This is a genomic window from Microbacterium sp. 5K110, assembly GCF_005774735.1.
Taxonomy (GTDB): domain Bacteria; phylum Actinomycetota; class Actinomycetes; order Actinomycetales; family Microbacteriaceae; genus Microbacterium.
Map to the genome: position 1 here is coordinate 1 of NZ_VBUM01000027.1, position 12,699 is coordinate 12,699.

Annotated in this window: 15 protein-coding genes; 6 read left to right on the forward strand and 9 right to left on the reverse strand. The window is 65.1% G+C overall.

The genetic code is table 11. From position 1 onward, the window contains the following. Positions 1–83 precede the first annotated feature (83 nt). Positions 84–914 carry a TrmH family RNA methyltransferase gene (locus tag FE256_RS08165; protein ID WP_212743493.1) on the reverse strand — a complete coding sequence of 277 codons (831 nt, stop codon included), beginning with the start codon at positions 912–914 and terminating at the stop codon, positions 84–86. Further along, the gene (locus tag FE256_RS08170; RefSeq protein ID WP_138174566.1) at positions 901–1,383 is read right to left on the reverse strand and encodes a GyrI-like domain-containing protein; all 483 of its coding nucleotides are present in this window, start codon (positions 1,381–1,383) and stop codon (positions 901–903) included. The genes FE256_RS08165 and FE256_RS08170 overlap by 14 nt, the downstream gene beginning before the upstream one ends. A 247-nt stretch (positions 1,384–1,630) precedes the next feature. Here FE256_RS08170 and FE256_RS08175 point away from each other — a divergent pair, with 247 nt between their 5' ends. The 4 genes from FE256_RS08175 to FE256_RS18365 all read left to right on the forward strand — a co-directional run bounded on the left by FE256_RS08175 (position 1,631) and on the right by FE256_RS18365 (position 3,785). Then, positions 1,631–2,509: an AraC family transcriptional regulator gene (locus tag FE256_RS08175; protein ID WP_138174568.1), complete on the forward strand. Its 879-nt coding sequence runs from the start codon at positions 1,631–1,633 to the stop codon at positions 2,507–2,509. Positions 2,510–2,720: 211 nt separating this feature from the next. After that, the gene (locus FE256_RS08180; RefSeq protein WP_212743494.1) at positions 2,721–3,302 is read left to right on the forward strand and encodes a LysE family translocator; all 582 of its coding nucleotides are present in this window, start codon (positions 2,721–2,723) and stop codon (positions 3,300–3,302) included. Between the two features lie 75 nt (positions 3,303–3,377). After that, on the forward strand, positions 3,378–3,557 hold the full coding sequence (locus tag FE256_RS18360; protein ID WP_212743495.1) for a hypothetical protein: 180 nt from the start codon (positions 3,378–3,380) through the stop codon (positions 3,555–3,557). A gap of 18 nt (positions 3,558–3,575) precedes the next feature. Then, on the forward strand, positions 3,576–3,785 hold the full coding sequence (locus FE256_RS18365; RefSeq protein WP_212743496.1) for a hypothetical protein: 210 nt from the start codon (positions 3,576–3,578) through the stop codon (positions 3,783–3,785). 481 nt (positions 3,786–4,266) lie between these two features. Here FE256_RS18365 and FE256_RS08190 read toward each other — a convergent pair whose 3' ends face one another. Next, complete coding sequence (locus tag FE256_RS08190; protein ID WP_138174572.1) at positions 4,267–5,217, reverse strand: LysR family transcriptional regulator; 951 nt, start codon at positions 5,215–5,217, stop codon at positions 4,267–4,269. 63 nt (positions 5,218–5,280) lie between these two features. On the opposite strand from FE256_RS08190, the gene FE256_RS08195 reads away from it, so the two are divergent. After that, the gene (locus FE256_RS08195) at positions 5,281–6,141 is read left to right on the forward strand and encodes a sulfite exporter TauE/SafE family protein (protein ID WP_228480871.1); all 861 of its coding nucleotides are present in this window, start codon (positions 5,281–5,283) and stop codon (positions 6,139–6,141) included. Positions 6,142–6,863: 722 nt separating this feature from the next. Here FE256_RS08195 and FE256_RS18370 read toward each other — a convergent pair. Continuing rightward, entirely contained in the window at positions 6,864–7,259 is a 396-nt protein-coding gene (locus FE256_RS18370; RefSeq protein ID WP_212743497.1) for a peroxiredoxin-like family protein, read from the reverse strand. Positions 7,260–7,495: 236 nt separating this feature from the next. Beyond that, positions 7,496–8,158, reverse strand: a complete 663-nt coding sequence (locus FE256_RS08205) for a LysE family translocator (RefSeq protein WP_228480872.1) — start codon at positions 8,156–8,158, stop codon at positions 7,496–7,498. Between the two features lie 48 nt (positions 8,159–8,206). Between FE256_RS08205 and FE256_RS08210 the strand changes: the two genes are divergently transcribed. Next, positions 8,207–8,743 (forward strand): CGNR zinc finger domain-containing protein, encoded by a 537-nt coding sequence (locus FE256_RS08210; protein ID WP_138174574.1) that lies wholly within the window; start codon positions 8,207–8,209, stop codon positions 8,741–8,743. A gap of 228 nt (positions 8,744–8,971) precedes the next feature. Here the strand turns inward: FE256_RS08210 and FE256_RS08215 are convergent, their stop codons facing one another. The 4 genes from FE256_RS08215 to FE256_RS08230 form a co-directional block, all read right to left on the reverse strand. Continuing rightward, positions 8,972–9,316, reverse strand: a complete 345-nt coding sequence (locus FE256_RS08215) for a hypothetical protein (RefSeq protein ID WP_138174576.1) — start codon at positions 9,314–9,316, stop codon at positions 8,972–8,974. Beyond that, positions 9,313–9,828, reverse strand: a complete 516-nt coding sequence (locus FE256_RS08220; RefSeq protein WP_138174578.1) for an LD-carboxypeptidase — start codon at positions 9,826–9,828, stop codon at positions 9,313–9,315. The genes FE256_RS08215 and FE256_RS08220 overlap by 4 nt, the downstream gene beginning before the upstream one ends. Before the next feature lie 227 nt (positions 9,829–10,055). Further along, the gene (locus FE256_RS08225) at positions 10,056–11,450 is read right to left on the reverse strand and encodes a hypothetical protein (RefSeq protein ID WP_138174580.1); all 1,395 of its coding nucleotides are present in this window, start codon (positions 11,448–11,450) and stop codon (positions 10,056–10,058) included. A gap of 167 nt (positions 11,451–11,617) precedes the next feature. Continuing rightward, entirely contained in the window at positions 11,618–12,637 is a 1,020-nt protein-coding gene (locus FE256_RS08230) for a PIN domain-containing protein (RefSeq protein ID WP_138174582.1), read from the reverse strand. Positions 12,638–12,699: the final 62 nt, after the last annotated feature.

Here is a 12,699-nt window from a genome sequence, read left to right on the forward strand (position 1 = left end):
CCCGGGGGCAGAGTGGAGCACGCCGCCGGAGAGGTCGGCGTAACTCTCTCGCGTGACGGCGTAGCGGTAGGCCATTCGCGTGCCTATGCCCGTCCGCGCTGGCGCGCGGCCTCGTAGAGAGCGATCGATGCCGCGTTGGCAGCGTTCAGCGAGCTGGCGGCGCCGCCGATGGGGATGCGTGCGACGACATCGCACGCATCGCGCCATCCCGCGCTGAGTCCGGCGTTCTCATTGCCGATCGCGAGCAGGACGGGGCCTGTCAGATCCACGTCGGCGATGTCGTCGGACCCGTTCTCGTCGGTTCCGACGATCGTGAGGGGGATGCCCGCAGCGCGTTGCTCCCGTACCCAGGTCACCAGTGGTTGATGAGATGGTTGTCGGATCACCGGCACCGCGAACAGCGACCCAGTGGAGGCGCGGACGGCTCTGGGGTCGTACGGATCTGCGCCGTGTCCGGTGACGATCAGGCCCGACCCGCCGAAGGCATCCAATGAACGGATGATCGTGCCGATGTTGCCGGGCAGGGAGGGGCGGTCGAATGCCATCCCGAGGAACGACGGCCCCATAGGTATGCGAGACAGCTGATCGTCCGGCACGGCGGCTACGGCGATCAGCTCGGGGGAGCCGTCGTCTTGGTCGCTCAACTGATGCAGCAGCTGAGCCGCGACGGCTACCCGCTCGCCTCCTGATCCTTCGATAACCTGTGCACCCCACCGCGACAGCGGCCGATCCGCGTCATAGAGGACTGCGCGGATCGGCCAGCCCCGCTCGAGTGCGAGGCTGATGGGGCGCACACCCTGCACGATGAACTCGCCGGCCCGCTGGCGCTTGTTGCGGTTGTGGAGCAGAGCTTCCCACTGTTGGAATCTTGCGTTCGGCCGGGAGACGCGCAGAGTTGGCTTACGCGCGTTCAACGGGAATCCAGACCTCGGCGGTTGCGGCGCGCTGCTCGCCTGGTCGGCGCTCAGTGACGATCGACGGCCCCGGACGCAGGCGCCACGGGTGTGACGGAAACCACTCGCTGACAATGTCCATCCAGGCCGACGCAAAAGGAGCGCCCGTGCGGAACACCGCCCATTTGCCGGCAGGAACCTCGATCACATCGAGGCGCTCAGGTGCGGGCGGAGCCGCATCGAGGGCGACACCGACCATGAACGTGAACCGACTGTTCACTGCGTAGTCGGCGTCGACCTCCGTACTCACCTGAAGCAGACCCGAGGGCTCCGAGCAGCCCAGTGCTCGGAGCCGCTCCACGTTCTCCGCAGACAGCGCCGTGATGTGTGCCTCGACATGAGGATTCCGGAATTCCGACACGACCGGGACGCACGCGGCGTAACCGATCAGGCGGAAGGCCGTCCGCTCGACGATACGGGCGTCTAACATGCTTCCCTTCAGCTTGGACTCTCGTGGTGCGAGACGATTTCCAGGGTGTTCGTCACGCCGGGTCCAGCGCCCGACAATTGGAGACCGATCAAGTCGGGTGAAGGCGCCCGGGACGCCTGATGGTGTGTGGTGTTGCGTGTCGTCGGACGTCGCCGGCCGTCACGAGCCGGCCCGCTCGGATCGGAGTCGCACGTTCGGACAAACCACTGCACCCCGGCAAGCAGAATTGGAATGAAGGGAGGCTTGTGTGATCAGTGAGCTCAACAGGCTCATCGAGGTCGTCGAAGCGGATCTGTCCGACGACCTCGACATCGGTGCGCTGGCTGCTTCCTTCGGCACCACGGAGTACCACTTGCGGCGGATGTTCGCATCGCTTGTCGGCATGCCGTTGTCCGAGTATGTGCGGCGTCGGCGGATGACGGTCGCCGCGGCCGACGTCATCGCGGGCGATCCGCTTCTCCAGGTTGCGGTTCGATTTGGTTATGGCTCGGCCGAGGCATTCGGACGTGCGTTCCGGGCGGTCCACGGTGCGGCGCCTATCGAGGTGCGGACGAACGGCGGCCCGCTTCGGTCACAGCCGCAACTCACGCTGCGACTGACTGTCCACGGCGCCACGTCGATGGACACGCGTATCGTGGATCGACCCGCGTTCCGGCTCGTCGGCCATGCTGCACGCGTTCCGCTCATCCACCGGAGCGCGAATCCTCACATCCAAGCGCACGTCGCTTCTCTGCCGGCGCACGAGCACGCGCGACTGACGGCGCTCGGCAACACGGATCCTCACGGACTGCTTCAGATAAGCGCAGATGTCGATTCCGACTACACCGAGGGAAGCACACTGACCTATCTGCACGGCGTTGCCCGGGACGCCGCGACGACCACGCCGGAAGGACTCGACGTGATCGAGGTTCCTGCCGGCACGTGGGCTGTGTTCCGGGCATCTGGACCATATCCCGCGGCTCTGCAGGAGACGTATGCGGCATCGGCATCCGAGTGGTTTCCGTCGAACCCGTGGCTGCTGCGACCAGGCCCCTCGATCGTCGCGATCCTCGATCGCGCTGAAGACTTCCGTTCCGCGACGACGGAGTTGTGGCTGCCGATCGTCCGCCAGCGTGATGACGTGTAACCGCGACACGACCATGACCTCGCTACCCGAGGGGCGCGACTTCATGCCATCCCGATCTCGCGGACGAATGTCTACACGGTGTCCATCTGGGCGATTCGCTCGTCTTCGGCTGATCGCTCGTGTATTTCGGGATTACGCGGACGCGGTACTGTGCGGAAGCAACGACTCTCGAAGGACGACGATGAGCATTGCATTCCTGCTGACCACCCTCGTGGTGGTCGCCACCCCCGGCACCGGCGCCGTCTACTCGATCGCCGCTGGGCTCTCCCGCGGCGCAAAGGCTGGCATTATTGCGGCGTTCGGCTGCACCCTCGGGGTCATCCCTCACATGGTGGCCGCGATCACCGGACTGGCCGCGATCCTGAATGCCTCCGCGATCGCGTTCCAGACGATCAAGTGGCTCGGTGTCGCCTATCTGCTTTACCTCGCCTGGCAGACATTCCGCGACAAGACGATGATCGACGGCGACGCGAACCCCGCCCCGGTTTCGTTCTGGCGGGTCATCCGTACCGCCGTGCTCATCAACCTGCTTAATCCGAAGCTGACCATCTTTTTCTTCGCGTTCCTCCCTCAGTTCGTTCCCGCGGGCGAGGCGAAAGGCACGTGGCACATGATCTGGCTCAGCCTTGTGTTTATGGCGTTGACGTTCGTCGTGTTTGCGCTGTATGGGGTGTTCGCCGCGGGGATGCGCAACCAGGTCATCACGCGCCCGAAGGTCATGGCGTGGCTGCGTCGCACCTTCGCGGGCACGTATGGGCTGCTCGCCGGCCGTCTCGCCCTCGAAACCCGCTGATGCAGCTCAGTTCATGACTCGGCGCTGCGCGCTCATTTCCCTCAGCTCGCCGTCGCGACACTCACCCTCGATGGCGTGACCGACACGGCGGACGTCTCGGCGACCGCGGCACCATTCCGCGAGCGGGCCTCCATGCGCCTCTCCGAACGACCGGAGAGCGAGTTCCCCGAGATCGTCGCCTGGCGGCGCGCATTCAGTCAGATGGGACTCAAACCCACCCAGTACCGGTGCGCGTCGGAAGCGCTGCCACGCTGATTCAAGAGCGACGGGGAATTGCCCTCGATCCACCCGCTCGTCGACCTGTGCAACGCCGTCTCACTCGCTTACGCGATTCCCATCGCCGTGTTCGACCTCGTCCACGAGGCGCCCCTGCCCGGTGGCAGCGGCACCTGGGCGGAGAAGGTTCTCGTGACCAGTGCCCACGTCGCGCGCGTGCCCGACGGCTTGGCGCCGGCGGCCGCTCACGCGGAGTCAAGTACGTGATCGAGCTCTGACAGCGCCGGACGTGAACGCCGGGGTCCTCGCTGCGCCCACGAGTTGTTATCGATAGTTCAGGGCGCTCGTGCCCGTCATTGTGGCGCTCGTGGTGTCGGCCATTTGCTTCACGATCATCGTCGCGGGCTCCGGATATGAATCCGGCCACGATGAGTGGAATTGGCACGGGCCACGGCAGACTGCCTACGCGCGTTGTTCCATGCACTCGTGGTCGTCAACAACATCGGTGCGCTGAGCATCTGCTCCCGTTCGGAGGGGGTGAGGGGAGGATCGCCGATCGGTAGCCGACCTTGCATTCCAGTAACAGACGCTCTCGGTGCGGTCTGGGTTGCTTGGGCCAGCCGGAATCTTGCCGCGCTGCGCCAGCGAGTCGTTACGCTCGGCAACGCTCACTAACTGGTGCCGAGGTCCTTTCCGAGCTTGGCGTACAGCTCTATCACCGACCGGGGTGGATCTCGTATCGGGTTCGCTACCCGCGGCGGGCTTGCTCAGGGGGCGAGCCGAGGATGACGACTCCGAGCGGCTCGGTGACATCGACTTCATCCCGGTAGCGCAGAAGCGCGTCGATGAACTCCTGCTGCGCGGGGGACGGAACGTAGGTAGACCGAGTGATGAGGAGTGCGCGGCGGTCGGCCCATTCCTCTGCCACCGGATGTATGGCAGCAGGCAGTGTGGGAGAGCGGCTGACGGTCCCATACGGGACGATCGCCGCGCCAGCCCCAGTGCTGGCGACGGCGTACACCGCGTTGAGGGTTGGCAACCGCACGCGGTACGCCGGTGACACACCGAGGATGCGCGCCTGCTCGTCGATGAGTGTCTGAAGCGGGTTTGCCGCTGGCAACCCGATCAGCGGCCCCCGCATCACCTCCTCGAAGGAAGGAGCCACGTCGTCTCCGCGGAACACCGAGCCACGAACGACGACAAGGGGATCCGCCCATAACTCACGAGCGATCAAACCGTCGCCCGTCGGTGGGAGGGAAACGATCCCGAGGTCAGCACCCCCCTCGCGGACCCGAGACGCGACCTCGACGCTGCTTGTCTCGACCACCGCGATCCGCATCGTAGGGAATCGTGCGAGAGTCGCGGCCAGGAACTCGGTCAAGGTATCGACGGCTGATGTGTTGCTGGCGAGCCGGATCTCGTGGGCAGAGTCCCCGCGCAGCCCGTCCATCGCCTGCCGCAGTTCATCAGCACGTTCGAGAAGGGCACGGGCATGTATCGCCAGGGTCGTGCCGGCCGTGGTCGGCACGATCCCACCTCGTCGACGCGACAACAGCTCGACTCGCTCTTGCCGTTCCAGTAGAGCGATCCGGCTGCTGGCCGACGACAGCGAGACCCCCACGGCGCGGGCGCCCGCCGTGATCGAGCCGGCGTCGATGATCGCGACGAACAGCTCCAGATCCCGCAAGTTGGGCGCCACGAACTAGCTTTCGGATTTCGCGTACATCCCTTCCGATTCTATCAACCTGCGTCCAGCGCACTTTTGGAAGCCTTGAAGGCCTCCGGGACATCTTGTGACCCGGGCGAGGAGGAGGCCAACGTGCTGATAGAAATCGCGCCGCTTCTGCGAGGAGCGGCGGTCGTCGGCGCAGGCTTCCTTGCAGGAGGTCTGAACGTCGTCGTAGGCGCGGGGACACTGGCGTCCTTCCCCATCCTCGTTCTGCTGGGGTTTCCGCCGTTGACGGCGACGATGGCGAACACGGTCGGCATCGTGCCCGGCAGCCTGTCGGGGGTATTCGTCTACCGACGCGAGCTGCGCGCACACTACCGCGTTACTCGCCTACTGCTTCCCTCATCCAGCGCCGGCGGCGTCACCGGCGCGCTCCTCCTCCTGCACTTGTCCGCCGACATCTTCGCTGCCGTCATCCCTTGGCTGATTGGTATCGGTACGCTTCTGGTACTCAGCGGACCCGCCATCAAGAACCGCATCGGCCGCGTGGCGGCAACCGACGACGTCGACGCGACGCCATTCCCTCGCCGAGGTTCGAAAGTCGCCTCCGTGGTCGGCGCGTTCCTGCTCGGAGTTTATGGTGGCTACTTCAGTGCAGCGCAGGGGATCCTCCTCGTCGCCCTGCTCGGGATCACGACGACGTTGCTGATGCAAGAACTCAACGCCGTGAAGAACGCCAGCGTCGCCGCGGTCAACATCATCGCCGCCACGGTCTTCATCTTCGTCTCACCAGAACTGATCTCGTGGCCCATCGTCGCCCTCGTTGCTCTCGGCTCGATCCTGGGAGGATTGGTCGGCGGCAGGTTCGCAAGACGACTCCCCGCAGGCCTGTTCCGCGGGTTCGTCGTCATCGTCGGCATCACCACCGTCACGGCAACGGTCTTAAGCCATTGACCACCCTCGGTCGGCAGGAACGGTCGAGCCAGATGTCAGCGCCGGAATCACCCCGGCACGCGACGATCGATCTGCCCGTCCGGGCCCCGGGCGTAGGCCGAACTCGTTGACGTGGAACCGGTTCACGGAGTTGCTCGCTCAGTGCAGCCGCTGGCGGCCGCCGCCCGCGAGGTCGGCGCGATGCGGACGGCCGCGTACCCCCGGCGCGATGGCACCGCGGTGCGGCGCAAGGATAGCGCGGTGAAGGTCGTGCCACAGCCCTGGCCCGCTTTCGCTTCTCCCCATCTCCTCGAGGCTTCTTTTCGAAGAGGAGCGCGTTCTGATCGCGATCTCGCGAGCCGAGGTGCGCGGCCAACGGAGATCGCCGCGCTGCATGACCGATCTCCGTCCACAACCAGCCGGGAGTTGCGTCGCAGCGCGCACGGTCGCACGAGAGGCGCGTGACTCCTCCGTCCGTCGCCTCTGCAGCAGTCAGCGGATCGCATCGAGCGCTGCGATGATGTCCCGCGGTTCCGCACGTCTGGTGTGGTCGCTGTCCACGAACGACCACGATATAGACCCGCTCTGCCTGATCACATAGGTCGCGGGGATCACAAGCGTTCGACCATCGCCACCGTTTCGACGGATGAGATCGTGACCTCGTCGCTCGTAGAGCGCAGCCAGCTCCGTAGGAATGACGAAGGACAGGCCGTAGCTTTGGGAGACAGTGGCCCCCACGTCGCTCAGAACGTCAAAGTGAGGCTGTGTTTCTCAGCGGTCGACAATGACTCGTCAGGCACCTGCGGCGAGATCGCAACGAGCCGCGCGTTGCGCGCCTTGAACTCCATGATGTTCGCTTGAAGCGCCCGCAGCTCGAGATTGCAATACGGGCACCAGCTGCCTCGGTAAAAGCTCAGCACCACGGGGCCATCCTCAAGCAGATCACTCAAGGTCACCGTTTCGCCAGTGGCGCTGGGGAGAGAAAACACCGGCGCCACATCTCCGACGGCCTTCGCGCGGTCTGCCGTACCGGCGTCGAAGAGCTCCGCAGCCGCACGATCCGTCGTCTCGTTCTCCTCGGAGGACCGGTTGGACCGCGCGTCCTCGTAGACACGCAGAAGCTCTTCCCGCAGGTTCATCTCGCTCCCATTCTGCGGCCGTTGACATACACGCTCAGCTGTCCACGCCCTCGGCTTCTGATGTACGGGGTTGCCGTCGTCGGCGCTCGTGCGCACGTGGCACTCACGACGTGTGCCGCGAGAGCGATCAGTCGATGTCGCAACGAATCGGTTGAACGGATTCGTCCATTTCAGGTTACATCGGCGCTGCGATGGCTGGCGCGCTGGCCACACGCGCGCGACCACCTGCAGGTTGTCTACGCGCGGGCAGCCTGGGGAACTTCCCTGGCCAGCATGACGGCGACCGCGGCAAGAAGGCTGCCGGTGATGCGGCGCTGCCACTTGAGCCAGGACGGGCGGGTTCCGATGAATCCTGCGATCGTCCCGGCGGCCAGCACGATTGCTGCGTTGACGATCACGCTGACAGTGATCTGGACTGTGCCGAGCGTGAACCCCTGCGCAATCGGGTTGCCGTGCGATGTGTCGATGAACTGCGGGATGATCGCCAGGTACATCACCGCCGCCTTCGGATTCAGCAGGTTGGTAAACAGCCCCATCCGGAAGAGCTTCCCGTGCGTATCGCGGGTGAGCGGTCCGGGTTCGAACAGTCCTGTCCCTCCTGGGCGGAACGTCTTGAACGCGAGCCAGGCGAGGTACAGCACTCCTGCGGCCTTCAGACCGATGTAGAGCCACGGAACCACAACGAACACGACACTGAGCCCCAGGTTCGCCATCGTCATGTAGGTGAGGAATCCCACGCCCGTCCCCGCCAGCGAGACCAGACCTGCGATTCGCCCCTGAGCGATACTGCGCGACACGAGATAGATCATGTTCGGCCCAGGCGTGAGCACCATCACCAACGCCGCCAACCCCATCCCGCCGACCGCGGCCCACGGGAGTCCAGTACCCAGCACCGTCATAGTCAGTTCCTTCCAACGATTCACGTTCCAGTGTGATGTAATGCCCTTATGCATCTCAACCCTTACGGCGAGTACGCGGTCCTGCTCGCCGCGTCACTGGCAAACGACTGGCCCGAAGATCGAGCGGGCATTGTCGACCGTGCGGAGTCTTATGGGATGCAGACGCCGTTCGCGAATCCGCAAGCGGACGACTACACCGGTGTCCGCAGGGTAATCGACCGATGGCTCGAAGTCGTTGATGAACCTTTGCCGCAACGACGCGCCGACCTCCTCAACCAACACCTCGCAGAGGCGGCCGCCTACCCGCGCCTAACCGACCACCATGATGAAGGCTGGCACCTCCACTATCGAGACCAAGACCAAGCCCTGCCGCATGTGCTGGAGGCCGTCATCAGCGTCGGCACCGCACTCCACCTGACAACGCGGGGAATGCACCGCCTTCACCGATGCGACGCCGGCAAAGTCCCGGGTGACCCGTGCCACAACGTCGTGGTAGACGTCACGCGCAACGGCCGCCAGCGGTACTGCAGCGTCCGCTGCGCCAACCGCGCTGCAGTACGTCGGCACCGCGCGCGACACGCGTGAACATGGAGACCTGACTACGCCCGGCCACCCACATCGCAATGAGCCTCATCGCCAGCAGCACCGGATCCCACACGCCGGTAGCGGCATCGTCGCCTCCCGCTGGCCCGCTCAGAAACGGAACTACGCCTCTCGACCTCCTCGAGGAAGGCGCCGACGCCGGGGAAAGTACGGCACCAACGTCGCATGCCGTGGCTCCACGAGCGGGGCGGCAACGCGGCTGACTCGCCCTCACCGGAGTCGGTCGACGCCCAGGTTCCAGATGGTCACGTTCGGTTCCGCGCCGTCGTGGCGAGCGGCGTACTCATGGAGCGCGTCCGTGCGCACGTGCTCCGGGTCCTCGCCGTCCGCGAGTCGGCGGATGAGCGGAGCCATCCATTCCCATCCCTGATCGACGAGCCGACTGGACCACCGCGACAGGAACCCGTCCGCCGTCCAGACTCCCGCGTGATCGTCGGGACCGTACCTCTCGCCGGTCGCGACGAGGCGCTCCTCGAACGCGACCCAGACGAACACGGAGCGGTAGGGCTGCGGCGTCCACCCAGCGAGCTCGGTGAACCGAACCGGGGACGTCATGCTTCCGTGATGCGCACAGGCGAGCGACTGGTCAGAGTCGGTCGTGGTTCGCCGGACTGTTCTGCACGAGCCACCTCCCCGTGAACGGGTAGACGAGGTCGACCGGATCCACCGTAGAAGCTCCGCACGCCGAGGTTCCAAAGAAGGTTGTGCAGGTTCGTGTTATCGCTGTACCCGAGGAACGGCTTCGGGTTCGCCGCGATCACGGCGGCATCGAAGTGCGGAATGACAGTGATCTGGTCATCACCACCGATGGCGGCCAGCACCGCGCGAATGCTCCGATCCGCGAACACCGCGTTCACGTCTGCCGCACGGGCTTCCGCGCTCGCGCCGAGTTGCCGCGTCGTGGGGTACTCGACCGGGATGAACCCGGTCGCCTCCTTCAGACGCCGCATCGCTTGCTCGTGGAGAACGGGCGAAATCGCTGGGGCGGCGAATGCCGGCGAGATCACGGCGACACGATCACCCGGACGGACTTTGGGAACGGCTTCAACGAAGCTGCGACCATCCACCGATTAGACCAGACTCCCGCACCGCGGCCCCGTTCGTCGGAGAATACGCCCACTTCGAGCGTATCTACACGCGGCCCCTTGGCTGGCGCGCCAGCGGCGGCGGGCGGCGGGCAGCGGCGGCGGCGGCGATTACGTCCCCACGACACTGCAATTCGCAACTCGCTCGAAAGACCTCGTGGAATTGGCATCTCGTATCGAGAACCTTCAACTGCCGGTCGTGTCGGCCCTCAGGCCTCTCCCGGCCTTGAACTGACCACGATTACCTTGGGTTCGACTGGTGCTCCGTGGGAACCCTTCACATACGACGCGATCCAGATCAGTCGGGTGCGCACGTGGCCGTCGTCGTCGAGCCCGAGTGAGGGGTAGGGCTGTCGCCGCCAGTGGCCGCGAACCGACCAGGCCGCACGATCGGGCGGCTCGCCGTCGCTCCCCTCTCGATAGACGGATACGTGATCGCTGCCCGCTTGCACGCGCACGATCGTCAGCTCGCCCTGCGGCTCGCCGCTGGGCACGACGACGCCTGTGACGCGTTCCGACTCAGTTATGCCGCCCTGGGCCATTAACGCCCACACCGCGGCAAGCAGTTTCTGTTCCGGTCGGGTGTCATCCCAGACCGGGACGAATGGCACGCGGCCGGACAGCTGCGGCCCGACCTGTTTGACATTGACCGCGCCGGATCCCGCAACGCCAGCAACGTATGTGCGTATGCGCCACATCGAGCCGCCCTGCCGGTACCAGACCGCGCGGACATGGCGGTCGCTGTCGCCCGCCCGCTGCATCACGATCGGGCGCGCGAAGAACCAGATCGCGTTGATATGCACGGGCAGCGGATCGAGAACGTCCGCGTCGACGAGGCTGTCGACAGCCAGACGCAGAAGCTCTTCGTGAAGGAGGAACGCTTCTTCGGGACGATCCGACCCCTCGCCGACCGCCGCGACGACGGACGGCACTTTGTTGGCGGTGAAGAGCTGTGCGCGAGGGTTGATGCGGGGCGGTTCACCGGCGCTAGGGGGTGGCACCCGCACGAGCGAGTCCGCAGCCAATCGTTCACCAGGATGCCCGATCGTCTTCAGCGACCTTCCTAGCCAGACGTGTTGATGGGCGAGGTCGAAGGCGATGTAGAGATTGGGTGGCGTCCACCCGCGAGCGACATAGTCGCGGTCAACGTCCCGCAACGGCGCCAACAGCCTCCGTGCATCCGAAGCGTTGAGCACAGTGGGTGGCAGCGGCCCGCCCGACAGGGTGCAGAACCCGTACCGCGCGACGGCGTCACGGTTGTGGAATGCGACGATGACTTCGTTACCCTCGGGCAGCCGAGCGGCAACGGTCAAGCCCGCCGCGATGGTGGGGATGACGCGACGGATTGCGTCGTCATGCTGCTCCCGAATGCCTTGAGCAAACCTCGACCGGCGGCGCGCTGGCTCCACACCCCGCCGCCGCTCCGGCACAGCCCCGCCACCATTCAAATGCACTCGCACCTTGCGAGCGAGCGACTCACTCAGCTGCGCCTCAGGGCGCACTTCCGCCTCACCCAGGCTCCGCAGCGCGTCGAGCACGGTGCGCACGTCAACGCCGAGCTCATTTGCAACCTCGAACACTCGGCGTCGGTACACGAAGTCCATGATGACTTGCCGAGCGTCACCGCCGAACCGCGAAGGCCGCCGACATAAAGCGAGGACAGCCGAGTGCCGATCAGATGCACGCCCCACCTGAACAGCGGCGGCCGCGCCGGCGGCCCTCGAGGTAGCTCCTACCCGCCCACTGTCTATGCCGGTGCGTCTCCTTCGATCTATGCCGGTGCGTCTCCTTCGATGGTGTCGAGACGCAGGGAGGCGACCTCGTCGATGCGGTTCCCTGACGAGTAAGCATTGCCGCTGAGATCCAGGACCCATACGGCGGTGTCCCGATGGGTGGCGTAGTCGCCGGCGTCCTCGTCGAGGATCTCGACGCTCTCGAGCTTCACGAGGCACGTTGCCTGGGCGGTGTAGTTGATCCATAGATCGCGCGACTTTCGCTCGATCTGCACCCCTTCCACGTTCACATCCAGTAACAAGACTTCAAGCACATCAGCAACGTCGAACTCGGTCTTCGCTGCCAGCGAGTGAGTGAAGTCCTTGGGTGTTCCGCCTGCCAGCACCGCATCCTGTACCGCGTCGTGAAGCTGTCGCTCCTGCTCGTAGTCCAATGAGCCCTCGTCATCGAGGAACTGCCCGGGAACCTTGAAATCGGAGATGCTTTCAAGGATCTTCACCTCCCACTCCACATCGAGTTTCTCGATCTCGGCCAAGAGTTCGCGCCGTCGCGCTGGTCCGAACGCACGCTTGTCAGCCGACAGAAGAAACGCGTGCGGATCTTCGGGTTCGCACGTGAGAAGCAGATCGACAAAGACGTACCAGTGCAGCGCGTCACGGTATCCGTTGCCCTCCCTGTCGAACGGTGCCGACCGTGAGATCGCCCGCAACGCGACCTCACGATGCTCTACCTCCGGGTAGCCGACGATCTCTGCACCCATCTGTTCGAGGCGCGCCCGCAGAAGACTCTCGTACTCGGCGGCGAAGGACTCTGAAGCGTTGATGGCTTCCTGGACGAGTTCCCGTGACCTCGGCGGCCATGTCTTGAGAGCCTTCTTCGCCTCGCGTTCACGCAATGCTGCACTGTCGCGGTACCGTGCCACGGCTTCATCGACCGCAAGCTCGGGCACATAAAGATCGAGCGCTTCGGAAGCGACCGCATCCGCGACGGCGTCCCACTGCCGCCCGCGCAGAAGCGGATTGCCGACGATCACGTTGGCGTCAAGCAGCAAGAACACAGCTCGACGGTACCCGGTGGAGTGTCAAGGTGAACGTGGGGCCGCTCCGATGAAGCAGAGCT